Raw genomic sequence first — 23,286 nt, forward strand, 5'->3', positions numbered from 1 at the left:
CATGGACATCAAACGCTACCTGCCGGTGCTGAACTGGTTGCCGTCCTACGGTCGGAGTCAGGCCACCAGTGACCTTGTGGCTGCGGTGATTGTCACCGTGATGCTGATTCCCCAGTCACTGGCCTATGCCCTGCTGGCCGGGTTGCCCGCCCAGGTCGGGTTGTACGCCAGTATCCTGCCGCTGATCGTCTACGCGGTGTTCGGGACCAGCCGTACGCTCTCGGTCGGTCCGGTGGCCGTCGCCTCCCTGATGACGGCGGCGGCGCTGGCGCCCCTGGCCGAAGCCGGTGCCCCGGAGTACATCGCCGGGGCCATCCTGCTGGCGGTGATGTCGGGGCTGATGCTCATGGCGATGGGCCTGATGCGGCTGGGCTTCCTGGCCAACTTCCTGAGCCACCCGGTGATTTCGGGTTTTATTACCGCCTCGGGTCTGGTCATTGCGGCCAGCCAGCTGAAACACCTGTTTGGCATTCCCGCGTCCGGCCACAACCTGGTGGAGATCATCCAGTCGCTGATGCAGTCCCTTGGCCAGACCAACGGGGCGACCCTTGCCATCGGCGTCGGGGCCCTGGTATTCCTGCTGCTGGCGCGTCGGTATCTAAAGCCCGGGCTGGTTGCCGCCGGCGTGCCGTTGAGACTGGCCGATACCCTGACCAAGACGGCACCGATCCTGGCGGTTCTGGTGACCACCCTGGTGGCGTGGCAACTGGACCTGGGGGCCGCCGGTGTCAGGCTCGTGGGCGCCGTGCCGGCCGGGTTGCCCGAGTTAACCCTGCCAAGCCTGGACTGGGCCCTCTGGCAACAGCTGGCGGTCAGTGCCCTGCTGATCAGCGTGGTCGGATTTGTCGAGTCGGTGTCGGTGGGTCAGACGCTTGCGGCCAAGCGACGCCAGCGTATCGATCCTGACCAGGAGCTGGTGGGCCTTGGCGCCGCCAACCTCAGCGCCGGCCTGTCCGGTGGCATGCCGGTGACGGGCGGGTTCTCCCGTTCGGTGGTCAACTACGACGCCGGCGCGGAAACGCCGGCAGCCGGTGCCTACACCGCGGTGGGCATCGCCCTGGCGACTCTGTTCCTGACTCCGGCGATCGCCTATCTGCCCCAGGCCACGCTTGCGGCAACCATCATTGTGGCCGTGTCCACGCTGATCGACCTGCCGGCGCTGGGGCGGACCTGGCGTTATTCCCGACCGGATTTCGGGGCCATGCTGGCGACCATCCTGTTGACCCTCGTGCACAGTGTGGAGGCGGGCATCATCGCGGGTGTGGCGTTGTCCATCGGACTCTTCCTGTACCGCACCAGCCGGCCCCACAGTGCCGTTGTCGGTCGTGTTCCGGGTACCGAGCATTTTCGCAATGTGCTTCGCCATGAGGTGGAACTGTGCCCCAAGGTGACGTTCCTGCGGGTGGACGAAAGCCTGTACTTTGCCAATGCCCGGTTTCTGGAGGAGCGGGTCATGGACCTGGTGGCCGATGAACCCGAACTCAAACATCTGGTGCTGGTGTGTCCGGCGGTGAACCTGGTGGATGCCTCGGCGCTGGAAAGCCTGGAGGCCATCAATGAGCGGCTCAGGGATGCCGGCGTGACCCTGCACCTGTCGGAGGTGAAAGGGCCGGTGATGGACCGGCTCAAGCGAACCGAATTGCTGGCCAAACTCAGTGGCCAGGTGTTTCTGAGTACCTTTGAAGCCTGGCAGCAACTGATCGGTAACAAGGCCGCCGAGCGTATTCCTGTCTGACCGGCGGGCCTTGGCCCTCGCCGGGGTAAGACCGGTATCATGGGGTATTCCACGAGGTTCAGGCGGCACGTTACCTATGGGCATGACAGAGAATCTGCTATCGACCGGCCAGTGGGTTGTCACCCTGGTGCTGTTCCTGCTGATTCTGGTGAGAGCGGTTCGCACCATCGACTGGCAGGCCTTCCGCCGCGACAACGCGCTCCAGCACTCGTTTTTTGGCGCGGCCGTCGTGCTCGGTTTTCTCTGGCAGCTGCGGGCCGGAATCTCGCCCGGCCTGGCCATCCATGTGTTCGGGATCACCGTGATCACCCTGATGTTGGGCTGGGCCCTGGCGGTCCTGTCCGGGCTGCTGGCGCTCGTGATCACCGTCATTACCGGCCGCGAGCCGCTGCTGATGTTTGCGGCCAATGGCCTGGTGACGGTGATGGTGCCGGCGCTGGTCAGTTACGGCATCATGCTGTGGGAGCGCCGATGCAACTTCCGGAATTTCTTCGCCTACATCTTTTTTTGCGGCTTCTTCGGCGCCGGACTGTCGGTGGCGGCCGCCGGCGTGGTGATGTGTCTGATGCTCTGGAGCAGCGGCGTGTACAGCTTCGGGGAACTGGTCCACGAATACATCCGCTACCTGCCGCTGTTCATGATTCCGGAAGGGTTTGTGAATGGCACCTTCGTGACCGGGCTGATGGTGTTCCATCCCGATCGGTTGACCACGCTGGATCAGCGGCGCTATCGCTAGGCCGGGGCCAGCAGGGTTCGTGCCCGGCACCGCGCTTCGCGGGCCCAGGCCGGCACGGCGCTGGCCGGCATCGGACGTTCGATGCCGTAGCCCTGGATAAAATGGCAGCCCATCTCTCTCAGTGCCCGGGCCTGGGCGGGGCTTTCGACGCCTTCCGCGAGGGCTGGCCGGGAAAACCGCTGGGCCAGAAAGATCACACTTTCCACGATGGCGCGGTCGTTGGTATCGGTCAGCATATTGCGGACAAAACTCTGGTCAATCTTGATGATGTCCACCGGCAGGGTGCGCAGGTAGGTCAGTGACGAGAAACCCGTGCCGAAATCATCCAGGGCGACTTTCAGCCCCAGGGCCCGGCACCGGCCCAGGACGTTGCTGGCCCGTTTGGTGTCCTCCAATGCGGTGGTTTCCAGGACTTCGAGGGTAAGCTGGCCGGGATCCAGTTCCGGATGGCTTTTCAGGAAGCTGGCCAGGTAGTCGGCAAATCCGGGGTCCATGAGGTGCCGGGCGCTGATGTTGATACTGACCGTGAAACACTCGCCGGCGGCCTGCCAGGCGTTCAGTTGATGAACCGCCTGCTTGACCACCCACTGGCCGAGCGGTATCTCCAGGTGGCTGTTTTCCAGTGCCGGCAAGAATTCCCCGGGTGCCAGTTGCCCCCGTGTGGGGTGATTCCAGCGAATCAGCGCCTCGAAGCCCTTGAGTGTCGAGTCCGACACCCGGATCTGGGGTTGGTAGTGAAGCTCGAATTCCCCGTTCTCAAGCGCCCGGCTGATCTCCGTGAGCTGGTCCCGGCGTCTGCGACGGTAGGCATCCAGCCCCGGATCAAAGACATGGTATTGGTTACGGCCTTTTTCCTTGGCCGAATACATGGCCTGGTCCGCGTGACGGACCAGGCTTTCGGCATCGGCGTCGTCGTCCGGATAACGGGTGATTCCGATACTGCCGGTTATCTGGATGGTTTCGCCAGACACGGCCAACGGCGTGCTGACACAATCCAGGATGCGTTGATAAACGCCGTCGTGACGGTCGCTCTGGAGCAGCAGGATGAACTCGTCGCCCCCGATCCGGGCAATGGTATCGCCGCTGCGGAGTGTGTGACTCAGCCGCTCGGCAATCAGTTTCAGGGCCCGGTCGCCTTCCGTTCGCCCCAGGCGATGGTTGAGTGCCTTGAAGCCATCGAGATCAAGGCAACAGACCGAGAGGCCGCGCCGGAGCCGGTCCGCGTGCGCGCATGCGGAGCGAAGGCGTTCGATCAGCAGTTGCCGGTTCGGCAGCCCGGTCAGGTCATCGTAGTTGGCGGCCCGGTCCAGCTCCCGGGCGTGATTTTTCAGGGCGGTGATGTCCGAAAATGCTGCGACGTGGTAGAACTTGCCCGGCTGGTCCAGATGAACCCGGCTGATGGCGAGCATCTCGATGTAATCCTCGCCGTTCCTGCGACGGTTCCAGATCTCACCGCGCCAATGGTCGGTTTTCTCCAGGGATTGCCACATTGACCGGTAATACTCCGGGGAATGCCGTCCGGAACTCAGGATGGCCGGCGTCAGCCCCAGAACCTCGTGACGGGCGTAACCGGTGATGCGTGAAAACGCCGGGTTAACATCCAGGATCCGGTTGTTGTGATCACTGATCAGGATGGCATCGTGGCTGCGGTCAAACACGCTGGCGGCAATCCGCAGGTTGCGCTCGCTGGCTTTGCGATCGGAAATGTTGCTCTGGATGACCACGAAACCGTGCCGTCCGCTCCAGTCACCGTCAACGGGGGCGCAATACACCTGAACCCAGAATGGTTGCCCGGCCCGGCTGTAGTTGAGAATGTCCTCCTGCACCGGCTCCCCCTGAAACAGCTTGCGCCGGATTCGCCGGATGGTTTCCGGGTCGGTGTCGGGGCCGAACAGCAGTTCCCCGGGGGTGTGCCCGATCGCGTCCGCCAGACGGTAACCCGTGTGTTCTTCAAAACCGGGATTGACCCACTCGATGACGCCGGCGCTATCCAGCAGCATCACCATGTTCCGGGTGATGGAGGCAACGCTGGCGAGCCTGTGGGTCAGGGTGTTGGATACGGTTGGATGCGGGGCCCGGTCTGCTGGCATGGTGCGGTAACAAGTGCCTCCGAATTGAGGGGTCGGTCAGTGAGCCGTGATGCTACTGCACAAGCGCCGGAAAAAAATGCCCAATTCGTTCGCCGGGTTTGATCGATGTCATTTTCTTGTGCATCTGTCGCCCGGGTGGCGTCAGTTACGCCAGTACGAGTGCTTCTGAAGCTTTCGTTGCAGGGTGCGGCGGTGCATGTTCAGGGCCCGGGCGGTGGCGGATACATTGCCATCGTGTTCATTCAGCACGCGCTGGATGTGTTCCCATTCCATTTCCTCCACCGAGGGCGGTACCGCACGCAGTTCCGGGGCCGTCGCCAGGGGGTCAAACCCCGAGATCAGCTGTTTCACGGTGACCGGTTTGCACAGATAGTTGACCGCGCCACGCCGCATCGCCTCGACGGCCGTGGCGATGCTGCCGTACCCGGTCAGCACCAGGACCTTCAGGTCGGGTTGCCGGCTCAGCAGGTCCGGCAGCAGTTGCAGGCCACTGTCACCGGCAAGGTTCAGGTCCAGGACGCAATGGTGGAAACGTTGCTGCGCCAGCGCCTGTCGGGCCTCGTCAGCGGAATGGGCGACCGCCGCCCCAATGCCTTGCCGGTCCAGTGAGCGGTGCAGGACCTGCAGGAACGTCTCGTCGTCATCAATCAGCAGCCAGGTTGGGGCATCAGTCATGTTCGCCTTCCTCCGGTACCCGGGGTAGTTCGATGATCATCGTGGTTCCCTGTCTGCTGCTGCGGGCCTTCAGCGTACCGCCAAAGCGCTGGATGGTAGCGTTGGACAGGAACAGGCCGACGCCCAGACCGTGTTCGGAATCGACAACGTCCTGGCCCGGGGCGTTCCCGTCCTTCGGGATCAGGCCGTCGCCCTGGTCTTCCACCACGATCTCCACGCCATCGCTTTTAGTGATGCGGGCACTGATGCTCACCCAGGCCGGGCTGGCGCTGAGGGCGTTGGCCAGCAGGTTGAGCACCGCCTGATCCAGGGTGGTGTCCACGGCAATGGCAGCGTCCGGGAACGGGGTTTGCCAGTTCAGGGCGCCTGCCGGCCAGAGCAGGGTGGCGGATTCCCGCAGGCGTTCCAGCCAGGCGCGAACACTGACCGTTTCCGGTTGTGCCGTTTTCGCCTGAACGGCGGCGCTGGTCAGTTGCTGAAGGTGGCTGTTGCAGAGTTGCAATTGCCGGGCCATCAGGTCCAGGTCCTCTCTGGCGGCGGGGCCATGGTCGCCCGAGCGCATCTCTTCAAGCAGCAGGGTCATGGTGTTGAGGGGCGTGCCCAGGCGATGGGCAATGCCTGCCGCCGACAGGCCCAGGGCAATGATCTGTTCGTCCCGCAGGCGGGTTTCGCGGATGTGTGCCAGTTGCGTCTGCTGGCGCTGGACCCGGTGCGCCAGGGTCCCGACCACCAGAAGCAGGATGGCGGCGGTCAGCGCGAAGGTCGCCCACATGCCGAACAGATGCAGTTGCGTCAGGTCGGTGCCATGCTCGCCCAGGGTCACGGGCGTGTGCCAGATCACCAGAACGGTGTAGGTCGCAATCCCCAGCCCGGTCAGCGCGATGCTCTGGCGCAATGGCACGAGGACAATGGCCACGGCGATGGGAAGCAGGAGCAGGGCGGTGAACGGACTGGTATAGCCCCCGGTCAGCAGCAGCCAGACCCCGATCATCACCAGGTCCAGGGCGAGCCCGGCACTCACCGTCAGCGCGGATTTGGGCGGCCGGCGGGTGAACCAGAGCCAGCCGAGGACCGCGAACAGCGCATAGAACAGGCAGATCAGGAGGGCCTCGGCGCGGAACGTCAGCGCGATCAGGGCCTCGGCGATCGCGAGTGCGACCAGTTGGATGGCTGCGATGGACAGGCGCATGCCCAGCAGATAGCGGGCCGCCTGTTGAAAACCGGTTTGCGAGAGGGTGAGCCATTCCATGACGCGCATTTTAACGGGTTTCCCGCCTGACTACCTGCATTCCGCCCAACATGGGGTGCGGCATTCTGTCCCGCCCGGTTTCGCGTACAAAAGTTGCCCTTAATCAACTGCCGGTCCGTCTCCACGATCTATGCTTGTAGAAACCACAGGGCTAGGGAACACCGCAAACTTACACGCGACTTAACGGGCCCAGGGAGGCGGATGGATGTCGCACCAGAATCAGATCCAGCGGGGCGAGGGAACGGTCGTTGCCATTCGTGGCGGCGTGGTCGACATCCGGTTCAGCGACCCGGTGCCGCGAATTCGTGACCTGGTGTACGTGGGCAAGGTCGCATTGGAGGTGTCCGCGCTGTTGGATAACGGCGTAGCCCGCTGTATGGCGCTGGCACCGGTTCGGGGGCTGGGGCTGGGCATGCCGGCAAAAGCCACCGGCGGGCCCATTCGGGTGCCGGTTGGCGATGCCGTGCTCGGGCGCATGCTCGATGTGTTCGGCGCGCCGATCGACCGCAAGCCGCCTCCGGTCAGCGAGACCCTGCGCTCAATTCACCAGCCGGCCCCGCTGCTGGAACATCGCGTGGTCCGGGGCTCGGTCCTGGAGACCGGGATCAAGGCCATCGATCTGCTGTCGCCGCTAGAACGCGGCGGTAAAACCGGCCTGTTCGGCGGGGCCGGGGTGGGCAAAACCGTGTTGATCACCGAGCTGATCAATAACACCGTGCAGTACCACCAGGGAGTCAGCCTGTTTTGCGGCATCGGCGAACGCTCGCGGGAAGCCGAGGAACTGTACCGGGAAATGGGCGAGGCCGGTGTCCGCGACAAAACCGTGATGCTGTTCGGACAAATGAACGAGGCACCCGGCGTGCGCTTCCTGATCGGCAAGACGGCACTGACCATGGCGGAGTACTTCCGGGACGACCAGCACCAGGACGTGCTGCTGCTGATCGATAACGTGTTCCGGTTCGTGCAGGCCGGCTCTGAGCTGTCCGGCCTGATGGGCCGGATGCCCTCACGGGTGGGCTATCAGCCCACCCTGGCCACCGAACTGGCGGAGCTCGAAGAGCGCATCGCGTCCACGCAGAAAGCGGCGATTACCTCGGTACAGGCGGTTTATGTGCCGGCGGACGATTTCACCGATCCGGCGGCTGCGCACATTTTTTCCCACCTGTCGGGGTCGGTGGTGCTGTCCCGCAAGCGCGCCAGTGAAGGGCTGTATCCGGCGATCGATCCGCTGGCGTCGTCATCGGTCATGCTGACGCCGACAGTGGTCGGCATACGCCACTACGACATTGCCCGGGCTGTGCGCCGTACCCTGGCGGAGTACGAGGAGCTGCGAGACATCATCGCCATGCTCGGCATGGAGGAACTGTCGGCCGGGGACCGGCTGACGGTCGCCCGGGCACGGCGGCTCGAGCGCTTCCTGACCCAGCCGTTCTTCACCACCGGCTCGTTCACCGGCACCACCGGCAAACGGGTGGCGATCAAGGACACCCTGGATGGCTGTGAGGCCATTCTGAACCAGACCCGTTTCGATCGGAACGAGGGCGACTATTACATGATTGGCAGTCTGGCCGATCTGGAGGTGGCGGCATGAGCGTGGCGAGCGAGATGCGCGTGACCCTGCGGCTGCCCACCCGAACCCTCTACCAGGGCGATGTCGTCAGTCTGGTCGCCGTTGCCGAGAATGGCGCCTTCGGAATGCAACCGAATCACATCGATTTCGTCACCGCCCTGGTGCCCAGCGTGCTGATGCTGGTGACCGCGGATCGGCAGGAACTGATCTTTGGTATTGACGAGGGCATCCTCGTCAAGAAGGGGCATGAGGTTGAGGTCTCGGTCCGCCGGGGTGTGCGCGGTGAAAACCTCGACACGCTGCGGGAGACGGTCAACCGCAGCTTCGTCGCCATGGATGAGGATGAGCGAGTGGCCCGGGCAGCCCTGTCTCGCCTGGAGGCTGGCATGGTGCGCCGGTTCTCGGAACTCAAGGGGCCGAAGCCATGAATCGGTCACCGGGCTCCCCGGAGGACGACATCGGGCGGCATGCCCGTCGGCTGAAGCGGGCCCGGGCGAATCCGGGCATGAGTCCGCTGCGGGGATTGGGCACGTTTGGCATGATTGGCTGGTCCGTCGCGGTGCCGACGGTTGGTGGCGCCTTCCTCGGGATGTGGCTGGATCGCCGGTTTCCGCAGCCCTTCCCCTGGACCATGGCGCTGATTCTGGGTGGCGTGGTTCTGGGTGCCCTGATTGCCTGGGCCTGGGTCAGCAGGGAGTCCGGTGTTGATGGCGATGAGGGGCGGGACGATGACGGCTGACTGGGGTGCAACACTGATCGGGTTCGGCGTCGGGGTCGCGACCAGCGTCCTGTTTTTTGCCGGCCTGATGCTGGGCATACGGATGGCCTTGCAGATCGGCCGTCCGGCCACGGTACTGCTGCCCAGTGCGGCCCTGAGGATTGCCATTCTGCTCGGCGCCGGCTGGGTGATCACCGGGCAGGGCACCGATGGCTGGGCGCTGGCAGGTTACGTTGCCGGGTTTTTCCTGGTTCGCTTTGTCGCCATCCGGATGGCCCGGGTGCCAGGAGGCAGGGAGGTCTGATGCAACTGACACCGGACGACATCATTGTGTTCTCCATTGCCGGGGTCGGGATCAACCGCACCGTCGTGAACACCTGGATTGTCATGGCGATTCTGGTCGGCGGCTCCCTTGCCATCACCCGAAACCTGAGGCCGGACGTGCCGCCGAGCCGGTGGCGGACGATCCTGGAGCTGATCGTCACCGTGATCAAAAGCCAGATTGAGGAAATCTCCCGGGAGGCGTCCCGTCATGTCCTGTACTTTTCGGGCACGTTGTTCCTGTTCATTGCCGTGTCGAATCTGTTGCTGGTGGTGCCCGGGTTCTATCCGCCGACGGCATCGCTCTCGACCACCGCGGCCCTGGCGCTGTCGGTGCTGATTGCCGTGCCCCTGTTCGGTATCGCCCGCCAGGGCATTGGCGGTTACCTGAAGCATTACGTCCAGCCCTCGGTCGTCATGCTGCCTTTCAACATCATCAGTGAATTCTCGCGGGGGATCTCGCTGTCCATACGGCTCTACGGGAACGTCATGAGTGGAGCGGTCATCGCGGCCATCCTGCTCGGGCTGGCGCCGTTCTTCTTTCCGGTGGTTATGGACATGCTGGGACTGCTCACCGGGCTGATCCAGGCCTACATCTTCGCGGTTCTGGCCACGGTGTACATCTCTTCGGCAACAACCCCATCCGGAACGTCGGTCAACACGGAGAAAAAACCATGAGCGATCTCGCCCTGATTGCCGCTGTATCCATACTGACCGCCGGTCTGACGATCGCCTTCGGATCGATCGGGCCGGCCCTGGGCGAAGGCCGTGCGGCGGCGGCGGCCCTGAATGCGATTGCCCAGCAGCCGGATTCGGCATCCACGCTGTCGCGAACCCTGTTCGTCAGTCTGGCGATGATCGAGTCCACCGCCATCTACTGCTTCGTGGTTGCCATGATCGTGCTGTTTGCCAATCCCTTCTGGGACCGCTTCATTCAGCAAGCGGCAAGCACGGCTGCAGGTTAGATCATGTCGCTGGACTGGATCACCGTGATCGCCCAGATCCTCAATTTCCTGGTTCTGGTGTGGTTACTGAAGCGGTTTCTCTACCGGCCCATTCTCGACGGAATTGACGCCCGTGAAGCCGAAATCGCCGCCCGGATGAGCGAGGCTGACCGTGCCAAGGCCAGGGCGGTGGCCGCCGAGGCGGAATTTGTTGCCCGCAAGGAGAAACTCCTGGAGGAGGACGCTGCCGTGGTCGAGGCGGCCCGAGTGGAGGCGGAACGACAACGCGATGCCCTGCTCGCCGCGGGTCGTGAGACGCTGCGGCAGGAAGAACAGGAATGGCGTGCCCATCTGGCCCACGAACAGAATCAATTCGTTACCGAGCTGTACCGGGCCAGTGCCGATACCCTGTATGAGCTGGTGGGCAAGGCCTTGCACGATCTTGCCGACGCCGATCTGGAGGAGCGGATGGCCCTGCACGTCATCGGCCGGCTGCGAACCCTGGCGGAGGAGCTTGAGACGGCGGCCGGCAACGCGGCAGAGGCCACGGTGACCAGTCATCAGCTCCTGTCAGATACGACCCGCGACCTGCTGACCCGGGAGGTGCAGGCGCTGGTTCCGGATGTCCCGCTGCGCTTCGTGGCCGACCCGCTCCAGTCGCCCGGCCTGGTGCTGCGCCTAGGCAGCGCCCAGTTGGTCTGGACGGTGGACCGTTACACCCAGAATCTTGCCGAGCAGCTGGCGGAACGCATGGCGACCGGGGCGTCCCGACCGGAGGTGGACCATGGGCCGTGAGCCGGTGAAACCGGACCTGCAGGCGTTTACGGCGCAGTTGCGGGCCAACCCGGCTGTCGGCCCGGAGCTGGCCGAAGTGGGCCGGGTTGCCGAGGTGGCCGACGGCGTTGCCGTGGTGGCCGGCCTCGGTCGCGCGCTGGCCGACGAACTGCTGGTGTTTGCGTCGGGGGTCCGGGGCGTGGTGCTGGATCTGGAGCCCGGCCGCCTGGGTGTGGTGTTGCTCGGACCATCGGAGCAGATCACCGTGGGCGAGGACGTCTGGCGCACTCACAGGGTCATCAGCGTGCCTGTGGGGGGTGGTCTGCTGGGCCGGGTCATGGACGCCAGCGGTCAGCCCAGGGATGGCCGGGGTGGGATTGCCGCAGTGGCCGAGCGTCCGCTCGAGGCACCTGCCCCCGGAATCCTGAGCCGTTCGGCGATCACGAGGCCGCTGGCGACCGGCATCACCATCATTGACGCCGCCGTGCCGGTGGGTCTGGGGCAGCGGGAGCTGATCATCGGCGACCGGCAGACCGGCAAGACGTCCATTGCCCTCGACACCATGCTGAATCAGGCCCGCTCGGACGTGATCAGTATCTATTGCGCCATAGGCCAGCGGGGCGATGCGGTGGCGCGGGTCATTGAAACCCTCCGTCGCAGCGGCCAGATGGCCAACGCCATCGTGGTGGTTGCCGGCGACGAGGATCCACCCGGCCTGTCCTACATTGCGCCCTACGCGGCCATGACCATGGCGGAGTATTTCTCCGGCCAGGGCCGCGATGTTCTGGTGGTCTTTGACGACCTCACCCACCACGCCCAGTCCTACCGGGAACTGTCCCTGTTGCTGCGGCGGCCGCCGGGACGGGAGGCCTTCCCCGGGGACATTTTTTACGTCCATGCCCGGTTGCTTGAACGCGCCGGTCAGTTTCTGCCCGAAATTGGCGGCGGATCCATCACCGCGCTGCCCGTCGTGGAAACCCAGGCGGAAAACCTGTCGGCGTACATTCCGACCAACCTGATCTCCATCACGGACGGGCAGATCTACCTGTCACCGCAACTGGTCAGGAAGAACCAGTATCCGGCCGTGGACCTCGGGAAATCCGTGTCCCGGGTCGGAGGTAAGGCCCAGTACCGGGCGTTTCGTGAGGTTGCCGGGAACCTGCGCGTTACCCTGTCCCAGTTCGAGGAGCTGGAGGACTTTGCCCGCTTTGGCACCCGGCTGGACGACAGTACCAAGGCCCGCCTCGTTCGCGGCGCGGCCGTTCGGCGCGCGCTGCGACAGCCAGAGCACGGGCCGATGGCGCCCGCGGCCCAGCTGCTCATTCTGACCGCCGCGATGGCGGGGCTGTTTGACGAATTGACCGAGACGGAGGCCCTAGCGGCAATCGTCCGTATCGCGGGGGAGGATGCCGGCGATCTCGACTCCCCGGGGCAGCGCATTGTGCAGAACCAGTCCCTGGGCGAGGACGATCGCGTGACCATGCTGGCACTGGCCAGGCAGGCGCTGGAACCGGGGGTGGCCGACCATGACGCAGACCTTTGAAGCCCTGTCCCGTCGCCACGGCACCCTGGCCAGCATCCGGAGTATTGTCCATACCATGAAGACCATCTCCGCCATCAATTCGGTGCCGTACGAGCATGCGGCTCGCTCCGTCGCGGCCTACCACGCAACCGTGATCAGCGGCCTCCAGGCGCTGTTGACGGGCTCCGGGCGCGTGACCTTGCCCGCAAGGCAGCCATCGGAAACGGTTGTGGTGGTGTTCGGCTCCGACCAGGGGCTGTGCGGCAACTACAACGAGCTGTTGGCGAACCGGGTCGTGGCCTGGTCCGCCGAGGCCTTCGCCAACCCGGGTCGTTCGCGCATCCTGTGCGTCGGGTCGAGGATGGGCGATGCCCTCCGGGACCGGGGGCTCGCGTCCGACGTCGTGTTGTTGCCGCCGGCCTCGGTGGACGGCATCGGGCGCCTGGCAGGCGACATTGTGACCCGGCTCGATGCATCCGGTCATGGCACCAGCCTGGAACCGATTGCGGTCGCCCTGGCGTTCACCCGCCAGGTCCCTGGCGGCCAGCAGGAGCCAGTGGTCAGCCCGCTGCTTCCCCTGTCGGACACGTTGCTGGCGGATCTCACCCGGCGCCGGTGGGCGTCCCGGTCGCTTCCGGTTCACACCCTGGCCTCAGACAGGCTGTTTGCCTCGCTGGTGCGCAGTCACATTTTTGCCAGCGTCTTCCACGCTTCGGCAGAAGCGATTGTGACCGAAAACGCCGCGCGCCTGGCCCGGATGCAACAGGCCGAAAAGTCGGTGGATGAACGGCTGGAGGAGGTGGCGGGCCAGCTCCGTTCGGTGCGTCAGGAGGACATCACCACCGAGTTGCTGGACGTCATCATTGGTTTTGAAGCACTTCAGAAATCGGAACCAGGGGGAGCTGGCACCGGGCGGCCCGGGTGTTGAAGTTCGAGGGAACGGCGGTTTTAATAGAACCTATGGGAATGTGTTTATATCAAACGGAAATTAAGGTGGAGGTGAACTATGGCCAGGCATTTCCTTAGCATCGCCATCTGCTGGTTGCTGGTGTCAACGACCCTGGCCCAGGGCCCGGCCGAAGACTCTGTGGCGTCGACCCCGGTGCTGCGACAGACGCTGGAGGAGAGAATCCAGCTAGATGGGGTGATCGAAGCGGTGCAGCAAAGCACGGTTTCCGCCCAGACCAGTGGCACCGTCGAGGTGCTGCCGTTTGATGTGGACGACTCGGTCGCAGCGGGTGACCTGATCGTCCAGCTGGAGGACAGCGAACAACAGGCGCGGTTGCGGCAGGCCGAGGCCGCGCAGGATGAAGCCCGGGCCGGGCTGGCGGATGCGCAGCAGACCTTCGACCGGGTGGCCGCCATTCGGGAGCGGGGGTTGGTGTCGCGACAGGAGTTCGATCAGGCCCGAAACAATCTCAATGCCGCCGAGGCTCGCCTGGCGAGGGCAAACGGGATGGTGGCGGAGGCGCGCCAGCGCCTCGACTATACCCGTGTGGTGGCCCCCTACAGCGGCATCCTGACCGAGCGACACGTCGAACTGGGCGAGTCGGTCAGTCCGGGGCAGCCGCTGCTGAGCGGACTCTCCCTGGAAAATCTCAGGGTGGTCGTCGATTTGCCGCAACAGTACGCCGAGCTCGCCCGCAAGGAGCGAAACGCGCAGGTGACGTTGCCCGATGGACGGGTGCTGCATACCGGCGAGATCACCTTCTATCCCTACGCCAACCCCACCACTCATACCTTTCGCCTGCGGATGACCCTGGCCGAACCGGATGGCTCGCTGTTTCCTGGCATGCTGGTGAAAGTGGCCGTGCCGGTGGCCCATCGGACCGCGCTCTGGGTGCCGGCCAGCAGCGTCATCCATCGCAGCGAGCTGCGTGCCGTCTACGTGGTGGACGACGCCGGCCGCGCCAGGCTACGCCCGATTCGTACCGGAATACGGGACGGGGACCGGGTTGAGGTGCTGGCCGGTCTGGACGCGGGCGAACGGGTGGTTATCCAGCCGGTCGAGATGGCCGGCAGTGACCGGCGGGTACAGGATCCGGAGGCGCGCCCGTGAGCCAGGAGTTGCCGCCGGTCGGACCCTCTGGCGCCATTGCCCGGGTATTCCAGAATTCGAAACTGACACCCCTGGCTGTCGTACTCGCCATTCTGGTCGGCGTGTTGATCATTGTCATCACGCCCAAGGAGGAAGAGCCCCAGATCGATGTCACCATGGCGGATATCTTCGTGGCCATGCCCGGGGCCAGCGTGGCCGAGGTGGAGAGCGTCATCGCCGTACCCGCCGAGCAGGTGATGAGTGCCATCAAGGACGTAAAACACGTGTACTCGGTGTCCCGCCAGGGGCAGGCGGTGATCACGGTGGAATTTGAGGTCGGCGTACCCCGGCAGGAGGCCCTGGTCCGGCTCTACAACCAGGTTTACTCGCATCAGGACTGGTTGCCGCCGGCGCTCGGGGCCAGCCAGCCGCTGATCAAACCCCGGGGCGTCGACGACGTGCCCATCATGACCCTGACACTGTTCGACCCGTCCGGCGAGTTGCTGGGCGAAGAGCTGACCCGCCTCGCTCACATGCTGGAGGTGGCGCTGAAACGGGTGCCGGGAACCCGCGACGTCTACACCGTGGGCGGCATTGCGGACCGGGTGGATGTGCGCTTTGATCCGGCCCTGCTCACCGGCTTCAATCTCACCATCGACGACATTGCCCGTGCCCTGGGGGCCGCCAACGCAAGCTCCCAGGAAGCCCGGGTCACCCGGGACGGTGTCTCGATCCCCGTGCAGGCGGGCACCCTGCTGGAGGATGTCGAGGCGGTTCGGCGGCTGGTGGTGGGCATGCAGGACGGCGCCCCGGTGTTTCTGGAGGATGTGGCGGACGTCCGGCGTGGCCGGGCCGTCCCGGATCAGAGTGTCATGACCGGCTTTGGTCCGGCCGCCGGCGCGTCGCAGCGTGGCCGGCCGGGGGACGTTCTGCCTGCCGTCACGCTGGCCATTTCCAAGAAGGCTGGCGAGAACGCGATCGACATCACCACCGCCATCACCGAACGGCTCGCCCAGTTGCGCAATCGGTCCCTGCCAGAGGCGGTCGAGGTGGTGGTCAGCCGGAACTATGGTCAGACCGCCTCGGACAAGGCCCGCAAGCTGATTACCGACCTGGTGTCCGCGACCATCTGCGTGGTTCTGCTGGTGCTGGCGGCCATGGGCTGGCGACAGGCCATGATTGTGGGTCTGGCGGTGCTGATTACGCTGCTGCTGACGCTGGTCTTTTCCTGGGCCTGGGGCTTTACCCTCAACCGGGTGTCACTGTTTGCCCTGATCTTTTCCATCGGGATCCTGGTCGACGACGGCATCGTGATCACTGAAAACATCAACCGTCGCATCCGGAATTCCCGGGCGCCCATCCCGGACCTGATCCCGGTCGCGGTGGATGAGGTTGGCACACCGACCATCATGGCCAGTCTGACGATCATGGCGGCGTTGCTGCCGATGGCCTTTGTCAGCGGCCTGATGGGGCCCTACATGAGCCCGATTCCGATCAATGCGTCCGCCGGTATGGTGCTGTCCCAGGTTGTGGCCTTCGTGGTCGCCCCCTGGCTCGCCATGCGCCTGCTGAGTCACCAGCATGGGGTCGTTGCGGGCAGTGACTCCGACGGCGGGGAGAATTCGGCCCAGGGCGTCAGCCCGGTATCACTGAGACTCTTCCGGGTGCTGCTGTCCCCGTTTCTTGGGCAACACCCCTGGCGGCGCCGGCTGCTGGGGCTGGGAGTGGTCGGGCTGACCCTGGCTGCGGCGTCGTTGCCGGTGTTTCTGGTGGTGATCCTGAAAATGCTGCCGTTTGACAACAAATCCGAGCTCCAGGTCGTACTGGATATGCCGGAAGAGACGCCGATGGAACAGACCCAGCGGGTCCTGTTGGCCATGGCTGAGCACCTGGAGACCGTCGACGAGGTAACCAACTGGCAAAGCTACGCCGGCACCGCGTCTCCGATCAATTTCAACGGCCTGGTCCGGCAGTACTACCTCCGCCGGGCGCCGTATCACGGTGACCTCCAGATCAACCTGGTGGACGACGAGCACCGGCAGCGGCAGTCCCATGAGATTGCCCAGTCATTGCGCGCGCCTCTGCAGGCCATTGCCGAAAGGTTTGGCGGCGTGGTCAAAATCGTGGAAGTGCCGCCGGGACCGCCGGTGCTCTCGCCGGTGGTCGCCGAAGTCTATGCCGCCGATGCCGCTCGCCGGGCGGAACTGGCGGCGGCGGTCGCCAGGGGCATGGCGCAGATTGAAGGCCTTGTGGACATTGATACGTCCGTGGAAGCGCCGACCCGGCAATGGATCGTGGAGGTGGACCGCAGCCGCGCGGCCCGGCTCGGTGTTTCCCAGGCCCAGGCGGTCACCGCGTTGCGCACGGCCCTGGGGGGCGACAGTGTCAGCTTCCTGCACGACGAGCACGCCAAGTACCCGGTGCCGATCCGGATCGTTCTGGCGGAGGGCGACAAGGCACAGCCTCCGGCCCTGATGTCGGTGCCGGTACGGAGCCGCAACGGTGAGTTGGTGCCATTGGCCAGCATCGCGACCGTCACCCAGGCAAACTGGCAGGGCGCTCGCTACCACAAGGACTTACTGCCCGTGACCTACGTGACCGCCGACATGGCCGGCGACGTGGACTCGCCGCTGTACGGCATGTTCCGCATGGTCGGGCAGCTGGAGCAGCAGCCCGACGCCCCGGAACAGTTTTTCATTCGCCAGCCGGATATTCCCGAATCCGGGGCGCTGAAATGGGACGGGGAATGGCAGATTACCTACGATACCTTCCGGGACATGGGGATCGCCTACAGCGTCGGCGTGTTCATGATTTTCGTGCTGCTGGTGGCGCAGTTCCGATCCTACGTCCTGCCACTGGTGATCATGGCGCCCATACCCCTGACCCTGATTGGCATCATGCCGGGGCACGGCTTGCTGGATCGGGAGTTCACCGCCACCAGCATGATTGGCATGATCGCCCTCGCCGGCATCATTGTTCGTAACTCCATTCTTCTGGTGGTGTTCATCCGCCAATTGCTGGACGAGGGAGTGCCGTTGGACGAGGCGGTGGTTCTGGCTGGGGCGGTCCGGATCAAGCCCATCGCGCTGACCGCGGTTTCGGCCATGGTGGGAGCCTACTTCATCCTGCACGACCCGATATTCAACGGGCTCGCCATCTCACTGATTTTCGGCCTGGCGATGTCCACGCTGCTGACTATCCTTGTGGTGCCATTGCTTTATTACACGCTCGCCCGGTGCAAGTGGTTGTGATTCACGTGCGGCACCGGGCCGGCAGGCGAATTCAGCGGGTAGGCCAGTAGCGCTGCATCTCCACGAACAGGAACGAGGCGCTCCAGGTGATCAGTACCAGACCGGTCAGCGCTTCAATGCCGGTGAGGTAGCGCAGGTGGCCCAACGCTTGGATATCGCCGTATCCCAGGGTGGTGAAGGTCGTGAACGAGAAGTAGGCGCAGTCCAGCAGACTGCCGTTGAAGTTGCCGACCAGCTCGCCCCAGCCCTCGACGTGGTGCAGGAAGTAGTAGGCGGCGGCAAAAATCCAGACCTGGACCGTATGGGCCACGAGGATGCCGAGGACGGCAACGATGATCCGGAAATGATGACTCTGCCGCATTCGTGAGAGCAGCCCGCTCAGGCGGATCAGCGATTCGTGGTGGATCAGCACGACCGCAGCCACGATCAGGGCGTTGATGAGGGTGACGTTGATAAGGCCCACATGCTCGTTCACGGTCAACTGTGGTTTACTCCGGTTGTGTAGTAGATTTACGCCCCATACAGGACGGGTTCCATTTACCTTAGCTGGCCATGAAGTAATGTCCAAACGACTCTTTCCTCTGATAATTCTCGCCCTCGGCGTTGTTGGTTTCCTGCTTCTCAAAATGACCCGTCCGGAGCCGCCGGAGGTGAGTGCCACCGAGCGCAGTTGGCGGGTGACGGTCCAGGCCATTGAGCCTGGTACCCATACCCCGCTGCTGCCACTTTATGGCCAGGTGGTGGCGCCGGAGCAGTTGACGGTCACCGCGACGTTGGCCGGCCGCATCGAGGCGCGACCGGTGTCCGAGGGCGAGCGGGTCCGGGCGGGGGAGCTGCTGGTGGCCCTGGACGAGGCCGACATCGGGCCAGTGGTGGATCAGGCCGAGGCCCAGGTGGCGGATCTGCAGGCGCAACTACGGGCCGAGGACGTGCGCTACCGTAACGATCAGGCGGCCATTCGCAGTGAACGGGCTATTCGTGACAACGCCCGCCGCCAGCTTGAGCGTACCGAATCACTGGTGACCCGCAACCTGGCCTCAAGGGAGGATCTCGAAGCCGCTACCGATGCCCTGGCCCGGGCGGAATTGACGGTCAGTACGCGCCAGCGCGCTATTGAAGAGCACCCGGCCAGGTTGCAGAGCCTGGAGGCCAAACTGGCCCAGGCCGAGGCCAACCTGGCCTCAATCCGCCGGGATGCCAGGCGGGCGCGCCTGGAGGCTCCGTTTGATGGCGTGGTCACCGACGTTCAGGTGGCGCCCGGGGATCAGGTTGCGCGTAACGAACCCCTGTTGTCGGTGTATCCGGATCGCGGGCTGGAATTGAGGGCCCGGGTGCCGGCCCAGTTCCGGGCGGAACTGCTGGCGGCCCTGGGCCGGGGCGAGACGCTGGTTGCCCACAGCGAGTCGGGAAACCAGCGTTTCGAACTGGCGCGTTTTGCCGGTACGGCCGATCCGGCCGGGACCGAAGCCATCCTCACCCTGGCCGGTCCCGCGTCCGGCCTGCGGCCGGGGGAGCTGATCCCTGTGCTCCTGGAACGGCCGGCCCGCCCGGAGACCGTGGCCATCCCCTTCAGCGCCCTGTACGGTGCCGATGACGTCTACCTGATGAACGGCGATGACCGGATGCAACGGGTGTCCGTGCAGCGCATCGGCGAAGCGCGGGCCAGCAACGGCGAGCGCCGGCTGGTGGTTGCCGGGGACGCCCTGACGCCCGGCGCGCGCCTGATCACCACCCATCTCCCGAATGCGGTCACGGGCCTGAAAGTGGAGCTGGCGGAGCGTCCGGGGGAGCCCTCGCCATGAGGCGCAGGAAGGGCGTCATCGGTTTTTTTGTTCATCATCGGGTAGCCGCCAACCTGGTGATGCTTGTGATGATTCTCGGTGGCGTCCTGGCGCTGACCCGGATGAACATCCAGTTCTTTCCCACCTTTGCCCTGGACGTGGTCAGCGTTCAGGTGGTCTGGAGCGGGGCCTCGGCCGAGGATGTGGAACAGGGCATCACGGACCCGCTGGAGCAACGGCTGCGCAGCATCGACGGCCTGAAGAAGATGACGTCCACCTCGGCCCAGGGGATTTCCTCCATCACCCTGGAGTTCCACGAAGGCACCAATCCGATCCAGGCCCTGGACGATGTGGGCCAGCAGGTGGACGAATTCACCAACCTGCCGGCCGACGCCGAGGAGCCCCAGGTTACCCGCATTCAGCGCTACGAACCGGTGGCCCGGTTGCTGGTATACGGGGATGTGGACCGGAGTGAACTGCGGACCTTGAGTTACCGGTACGAGGACGAGCTGCTCGAGCGCGGGATTGACCGGGTGGCGATCACCGGTCTGCCGGAGCAACAGATCAGTATCGACGTGCCGGTGGAGCGCCTGGAATCCCTGGGCCTGTCCCTGGAACAGATCGCCGACCGTGTCGCCTCGGTCTCCCGGGATCTGCCGGCGGGCATGATGGCGCAACAGGACGCCACCCGGGAACTGCGAGCGGTGGAGCAGCGCCGGTCGCCCCAGGCGTTCGAGAGTGTGCCGGTGCTCAGTGGCGACCGGATCCAGTTGCGGCTCGGCGACATTGCCATTATCCGGCAGGAGGCGCGGGACAATCAGGTCACCCTGACCCGAAACGGCCATCCGGCGGTGGAACTGCTGTTGCAGCGGGCTGAAAATGGCAACTCCCTGGCCGCGGCCCAGGTGCTTGAGCAGTGGCTGGAAGAGACCCGGCCCACCCTGCCGCCGTCCCTGAAACTGGAAGTGTACGACCAGACCTGGCAACTGCTGAACGACCGTATTTCGTTGCTGGTGACCAATGGCCTTGGCGGCCTGGTTCTGGTGGTGTGCCTGCTGTACCTGTTCTTGCCGGGACGGGTGGCCCTGTGGGTGGCGATTGGCATCCCAACCGCGTTTCTCGCCTCTATGGCGGTGCTCTGGGGCATTGGCGGCTCCATTAACATGATTTCCCTGTTCGCCCTGATCATGGCCCTGGGGGTGATCGTCGACGATGCCATTGTGGTGGGCGAGGACGCGGATGCCCATGCGCGGATGGGCGAGGAATCCATCTATGCCTCCGAAGGCGCTGCCAAGCGCATGGTGTGGCCGGTGCTGGCGTCGTCGCTGACCACAGTGGCGGCGTTCATGCCCCTGCTGGTCGTGGGCGGGGTTATCGGGAATATCCTGGGCGACATCCCCACGGTGATGATCTGCGTCCTCGTGGCGTCCCTGCTGGAGTGCTTTATCGTTCTGCCTGCGCACCTGCGGCATGCCTTTGTCGTGCGGCCGGCAAAATCCGGGGCGGGCGAGGCACGGTCGGCAGGCCCGAACCCGATTGCACGTCTGCGGGTCGGGTTCGAGCGCCGCTTCGATCATTTCCGTCAGGGCACCTTTCGACGGTTTTCGATGGTCAGCCTGCAACACCGCGGCATGACCCTGGCCGGCGCCCTGGCGCTGTCGCTGCTGACGGTGGGACTCCTGGTTGGCGGTCGCCTCGGCTTCAACTTCTTTCCGACGCCGGAGCCCTCGATCTTCTACGCCAACGCGAGCTTTGTCGCCGGTACCGACGAGGGGACCGTTGACCGCTTCCTGGCCGACATGCGCCGGACCCTGAACGACACCGAGAAGGCCCTCGGGGGCGATCTGATCCTGCACGCGGTGACGACCCGGGGTGCCACTCTGGGCGCCGAGGGCCGGTCCCGGAATGGCGATGAACTGGGGGCGATGATGATCGAGCTGGTCCCGTCGGACCAGCGCTCGGTCCGCAATCCGGAGTTCATCAACGAGTGGCGCAGTCGGCTGCGTCTGCCGGCCGGTCTGGATAACCTGAGCATCTCGGAGCGTCAGGCCGGCCCTCCGGGCCGGGACGTCAATGTCCGCCTGACCGGTAACGACGCCGAGAGCCTGAAAGCGGCCGCCGATGAGCTGTCCCAGGCATTGGGAACCCTGCCCGGCGTGCTGGATGTGGAAGATGACATGCCCTGGGGCCGTGAACAGCTGATTTACCAGGTCAGCCCCTATGGCGAGGCGCTCGGGCTGACCACGGCAGACCTGGGCCGGCAGTTGCGGGCCGCCTTCGACGGCCGCATCGCCCAAATCTATCAGGACGGCCGGGACGAGGTGGAAGTCCGGGTGCAATTGCCGCGATACCAGCGGCAGCGCCTGTCCACCCTGTCCCAGATGACGGTCCGGGTGTCCGACGGCCGTTTCGTGCCGTTGTCGCAAGTCATGAACCTGGACCACCGCCAGGGCTTTCAGGCGTTGCGACACGCGGACGGCAAGCTGTCCGTGGAAGTCACCTCCGGGCTCAACACCCGGGTCAGCACCACCGACCAGATCCTGGACAGCCTGCAGGCCGCGGCACTGCCCGACATCGCCAGCCGCTTCAATGTCCGCTACAGCTTTGAGGGCCGGGCCGCCGACCAGCGGGAGACCCTGGCCGACATGCGGACCGGGCTGATGATCGGTCTCGGCTTGATGTACGTGGTACTGGCCTGGGTGTTTGCGTCCTGGAGCCTGCCGCTGATCGTGATGGCCATCATTCCATTCGCCCTCGTGGGCGCCTTGCTGGGCCACTGGCTGATGGGGCTTCAGCTCACCATCCTTTCGCTGTTTGGTCTGTTCGGTCTGTCGGGGATTGTGGTCAATAACGCGATCATTCTCGTAGCCTTCTACAACCAGCAGCGGCAAAAGGGCCTGGGCATAACCGAGGCCCTGAACGAAGCGGCGGTGCAGCGGGTCCGGGCGGTACTGCTGACCTCACTAACCACCATCGGGGGGCTGCTACCCCTGTTGTTCGAAACGTCGTTGCAGGCACAGTTCCTGATCCCCATGGCGACCTCAATTGCCTTCGGGCTGGGTCTGTCGACGTTCCTGGTGCTGCTGGTGATACCGGCGCTGTTGTCCTGGATGGAACAGTTCCGGGAATGGCGGGCGCAGCGTCATGGCGAAACCGTGACGCCGCTTGGGGCGGATGAATAGGAACGGAGCAGGCATGCACGAGGAACTGGTACGGGTTCGTGGTCTGGCCAAGCGCTTCGACAGTGGCACCGAACAGGTGCCGGTGTTGTCGGGCATCGATCTGACGCTGGGCGGCGGCGAGTCCCTGGCCGTCATGGGGCGGTCGGGCTCCGGCAAGAGCACCCTGCTGAACCTGTTGTGTGGACTTGAGTACCCGGACGCCGGCGTGATTTCCATCTGCGGCAACACCTTTGATCGCCGGCACCCCGACGACCGGCATGGAGGGTCCCAGCGCTGGGCGGCCCTTCGGCGGCAACGAATCGGCGTGGTGTTCCAGGAGGCCAACCTGATGCCCGCCCTGTCCCTGCTCGACAATGTTCGCTTGCGGGCCAGACTGGCCGGCCGGGATCGGGACGTTTGCCAGGCCTGGCTCGACCGCCTCGGTATCGGCCAGCTCGCGGAGCGATTCCCGGACCAGGTGTCCGGAGGCCAAAGGCAGCGGGCCGCCCTCGCCATGGTGTTTGCCATGAAGCCGGCCCTGATTCTGGCGGACGAACCCACCGGCAGCCTGGATCGGCACACCGCGGATGAGGTGGCCGATGAACTGTTTCGGCTACGCTCTGACAGCGGCTGCGCCCTGATCCTGGCCACCCACGATGCCGAACTGGCGGCCCGGTGCGACCAGCGGCTCGACCTGGCACACACGGCTCCGGCATAGGGC

The 23,286-nt window shown here is 64.8% G+C and carries 20 protein-coding genes; 16 read left to right on the forward strand and 4 right to left on the reverse strand.

The annotated features are described in order from the left end of the window. Position 1: 1 nt before the first annotated feature. Positions 2-1,735, forward strand: coding sequence for a SulP family inorganic anion transporter (locus KXD86_RS12740; RefSeq protein ID WP_218636378.1), 1,734 nt, complete (start codon positions 2-4; stop codon positions 1,733-1,735). A 76-nt stretch (positions 1,736-1,811) separates the two neighbouring features. Further along, entirely contained in the window at positions 1,812-2,471 is a 660-nt protein-coding gene (locus KXD86_RS12745) for an energy-coupling factor ABC transporter permease (protein WP_218636379.1), read from the forward strand. Here the strand turns inward: KXD86_RS12745 and KXD86_RS12750 are convergent. The 3 genes from KXD86_RS12750 to KXD86_RS12760 all read right to left on the reverse strand — a co-directional run bounded on the left by KXD86_RS12750 (position 2,468) and on the right by KXD86_RS12760 (position 6,485). After that, a complete protein-coding gene (locus KXD86_RS12750; RefSeq protein ID WP_218636380.1) occupies positions 2,468-4,561 on the reverse strand; it encodes a putative bifunctional diguanylate cyclase/phosphodiesterase in 2,094 nt (697 codons plus the stop codon). The genes KXD86_RS12745 and KXD86_RS12750 overlap by 4 nt on opposite strands. A 141-nt stretch (positions 4,562-4,702) precedes the next feature. After that, on the reverse strand, positions 4,703-5,236 hold the full coding sequence (locus tag KXD86_RS12755) for a response regulator transcription factor (RefSeq protein WP_218636381.1): 534 nt from the start codon (positions 5,234-5,236) through the stop codon (positions 4,703-4,705). After that, on the reverse strand, positions 5,229-6,485 hold the full coding sequence (locus KXD86_RS12760; RefSeq protein ID WP_218636832.1) for a sensor histidine kinase: 1,257 nt from the start codon (positions 6,483-6,485) through the stop codon (positions 5,229-5,231). Before KXD86_RS12760 ends, KXD86_RS12755 begins: the two co-directional genes overlap by 8 nt. Positions 6,486-6,690: 205 nt before the next feature. On the opposite strand from KXD86_RS12760, the gene atpD reads away from it, so the two are divergent. The 11 genes from atpD (at position 6,691) to KXD86_RS12815 (ending at position 17,623) form a co-directional block, all read left to right on the forward strand. After that, positions 6,691-8,076: a F0F1 ATP synthase subunit beta gene (atpD, locus tag KXD86_RS12765; RefSeq protein ID WP_218636382.1), complete on the forward strand. Its 1,386-nt coding sequence runs from the start codon at positions 6,691-6,693 to the stop codon at positions 8,074-8,076. After that, positions 8,073-8,483: a F0F1 ATP synthase subunit epsilon gene (locus tag KXD86_RS12770; RefSeq protein ID WP_218636383.1), complete on the forward strand. Its 411-nt coding sequence runs from the start codon at positions 8,073-8,075 to the stop codon at positions 8,481-8,483. The genes atpD and KXD86_RS12770 overlap by 4 nt, the downstream gene beginning before the upstream one ends. Beyond that, a complete protein-coding gene (locus KXD86_RS12775) occupies positions 8,480-8,794 on the forward strand; it encodes an AtpZ/AtpI family protein (RefSeq protein ID WP_218636384.1) in 315 nt (104 codons plus the stop codon). The genes KXD86_RS12770 and KXD86_RS12775 overlap by 4 nt, the downstream gene beginning before the upstream one ends. Continuing rightward, positions 8,784-9,077 carry an ATP synthase subunit I gene (locus KXD86_RS12780; protein ID WP_218636385.1) on the forward strand — a complete coding sequence of 98 codons (294 nt, stop codon included), beginning with the start codon at positions 8,784-8,786 and terminating at the stop codon, positions 9,075-9,077. Before KXD86_RS12775 ends, KXD86_RS12780 begins: the two co-directional genes overlap by 11 nt. Beyond that, positions 9,077-9,772: a F0F1 ATP synthase subunit A gene (locus tag KXD86_RS12785; RefSeq protein WP_218636386.1), complete on the forward strand. Its 696-nt coding sequence runs from the start codon at positions 9,077-9,079 to the stop codon at positions 9,770-9,772. Before KXD86_RS12780 ends, KXD86_RS12785 begins: the two co-directional genes overlap by 1 nt. Continuing rightward, positions 9,769-10,059 (forward strand): F0F1 ATP synthase subunit C, encoded by a 291-nt coding sequence (locus tag KXD86_RS12790; protein WP_218636387.1) that lies wholly within the window; start codon positions 9,769-9,771, stop codon positions 10,057-10,059. The genes KXD86_RS12785 and KXD86_RS12790 overlap by 4 nt, the downstream gene beginning before the upstream one ends. 3 nt (positions 10,060-10,062) lie before the next feature. After that, a complete protein-coding gene (locus KXD86_RS12795; protein ID WP_218636388.1) occupies positions 10,063-10,833 on the forward strand; it encodes a F0F1 ATP synthase subunit B family protein in 771 nt (256 codons plus the stop codon). Further along, a complete protein-coding gene (locus KXD86_RS12800) occupies positions 10,823-12,355 on the forward strand; it encodes a F0F1 ATP synthase subunit alpha (protein WP_218636389.1) in 1,533 nt (510 codons plus the stop codon). Before KXD86_RS12795 ends, KXD86_RS12800 begins: the two co-directional genes overlap by 11 nt. Further along, positions 12,339-13,262, forward strand: a complete 924-nt coding sequence (locus KXD86_RS12805; protein ID WP_218636390.1) for a F0F1 ATP synthase subunit gamma — start codon at positions 12,339-12,341, stop codon at positions 13,260-13,262. Before KXD86_RS12800 ends, KXD86_RS12805 begins: the two co-directional genes overlap by 17 nt. A 78-nt stretch (positions 13,263-13,340) precedes the next feature. Then, positions 13,341-14,393: an efflux RND transporter periplasmic adaptor subunit gene (locus KXD86_RS12810; RefSeq protein ID WP_218636391.1), complete on the forward strand. Its 1,053-nt coding sequence runs from the start codon at positions 13,341-13,343 to the stop codon at positions 14,391-14,393. Further along, complete coding sequence (locus tag KXD86_RS12815) at positions 14,390-17,623, forward strand: efflux RND transporter permease subunit (protein ID WP_218636392.1); 3,234 nt, start codon at positions 14,390-14,392, stop codon at positions 17,621-17,623. The genes KXD86_RS12810 and KXD86_RS12815 overlap by 4 nt, the downstream gene beginning before the upstream one ends. A 31-nt stretch (positions 17,624-17,654) precedes the next feature. On the opposite strand, the gene KXD86_RS12820 is transcribed toward KXD86_RS12815, so the two are convergent. Next, complete coding sequence (locus tag KXD86_RS12820; protein WP_218636393.1) at positions 17,655-18,104, reverse strand: potassium channel family protein; 450 nt, start codon at positions 18,102-18,104, stop codon at positions 17,655-17,657. 79 nt (positions 18,105-18,183) lie between these two features. Here KXD86_RS12820 and KXD86_RS12825 point away from each other — a divergent pair, with 79 nt between their 5' ends. The 3 genes from KXD86_RS12825 to KXD86_RS12835 are packed head-to-tail and all read left to right on the forward strand — an operon-like array spanning position 18,184 to position 23,283. Beyond that, entirely contained in the window at positions 18,184-19,425 is a 1,242-nt protein-coding gene (locus KXD86_RS12825; protein ID WP_218636394.1) for an efflux RND transporter periplasmic adaptor subunit, read from the forward strand. Further along, positions 19,422-22,586: an efflux RND transporter permease subunit gene (locus KXD86_RS12830; protein WP_218636395.1), complete on the forward strand. Its 3,165-nt coding sequence runs from the start codon at positions 19,422-19,424 to the stop codon at positions 22,584-22,586. The genes KXD86_RS12825 and KXD86_RS12830 overlap by 4 nt, the downstream gene beginning before the upstream one ends. 13 nt (positions 22,587-22,599) lie before the next feature. Continuing rightward, the gene (locus KXD86_RS12835; RefSeq protein ID WP_218636396.1) at positions 22,600-23,283 is read left to right on the forward strand and encodes an ABC transporter ATP-binding protein; all 684 of its coding nucleotides are present in this window, start codon (positions 22,600-22,602) and stop codon (positions 23,281-23,283) included. The last annotated feature ends 3 nt before the right edge of the window (positions 23,284-23,286 follow it).

Origin of the sequence: Marinobacter arenosus, assembly GCF_019264345.1 — a bacterium.
In the GTDB taxonomy this organism is placed as follows: Bacteria; Pseudomonadota; Gammaproteobacteria; order Pseudomonadales; family Oleiphilaceae; genus Marinobacter; species Marinobacter arenosus.

Coding starts and splice junctions, on each gene's coding strand:
- KXD86_RS12785 (WP_218636386.1), top strand. CDS start 9,077: ATGCAACTGACACCGGACGACATCATTGTGTTCTCCATTGCCGGGGTC.
- KXD86_RS12805 (WP_218636390.1), top strand. CDS start 12,339: ATGACGCAGACCTTTGAAGCCCTGTCCCGTCGCCACGGCACCCTGGCC.
- KXD86_RS12830 (WP_218636395.1), top strand. CDS start 19,422: ATGAGGCGCAGGAAGGGCGTCATCGGTTTTTTTGTTCATCATCGGGTA.
- KXD86_RS12770 (WP_218636383.1), top strand. CDS start 8,073: ATGAGCGTGGCGAGCGAGATGCGCGTGACCCTGCGGCTGCCCACCCGA.
- KXD86_RS12745 (WP_218636379.1), top strand. CDS start 1,812: ATGGGCATGACAGAGAATCTGCTATCGACCGGCCAGTGGGTTGTCACC.
- KXD86_RS12750 (WP_218636380.1), bottom strand. CDS start 4,561: ATGCCAGCAGACCGGGCCCCGCATCCAACCGTATCCAACACCCTGACC.
- KXD86_RS12775 (WP_218636384.1), top strand. CDS start 8,480: ATGAATCGGTCACCGGGCTCCCCGGAGGACGACATCGGGCGGCATGCC.
- KXD86_RS12800 (WP_218636389.1), top strand. CDS start 10,823: ATGGGCCGTGAGCCGGTGAAACCGGACCTGCAGGCGTTTACGGCGCAG.
- atpD (WP_218636382.1), top strand. CDS start 6,691: ATGTCGCACCAGAATCAGATCCAGCGGGGCGAGGGAACGGTCGTTGCC.
- KXD86_RS12795 (WP_218636388.1), top strand. CDS start 10,063: ATGTCGCTGGACTGGATCACCGTGATCGCCCAGATCCTCAATTTCCTG.
- KXD86_RS12780 (WP_218636385.1), top strand. CDS start 8,784: ATGACGGCTGACTGGGGTGCAACACTGATCGGGTTCGGCGTCGGGGTC.
- KXD86_RS12755 (WP_218636381.1), bottom strand. CDS start 5,236: ATGACTGATGCCCCAACCTGGCTGCTGATTGATGACGACGAGACGTTC.
- KXD86_RS12825 (WP_218636394.1), top strand. CDS start 18,184: ATGTCCAAACGACTCTTTCCTCTGATAATTCTCGCCCTCGGCGTTGTT.
- KXD86_RS12790 (WP_218636387.1), top strand. CDS start 9,769: ATGAGCGATCTCGCCCTGATTGCCGCTGTATCCATACTGACCGCCGGT.
- KXD86_RS12760 (WP_218636832.1), bottom strand. CDS start 6,485: ATGGAATGGCTCACCCTCTCGCAAACCGGTTTTCAACAGGCGGCCCGC.
- KXD86_RS12810 (WP_218636391.1), top strand. CDS start 13,341: ATGGCCAGGCATTTCCTTAGCATCGCCATCTGCTGGTTGCTGGTGTCA.
- KXD86_RS12835 (WP_218636396.1), top strand. CDS start 22,600: ATGCACGAGGAACTGGTACGGGTTCGTGGTCTGGCCAAGCGCTTCGAC.
- KXD86_RS12740 (WP_218636378.1), top strand. CDS start 2: ATGGACATCAAACGCTACCTGCCGGTGCTGAACTGGTTGCCGTCCTAC.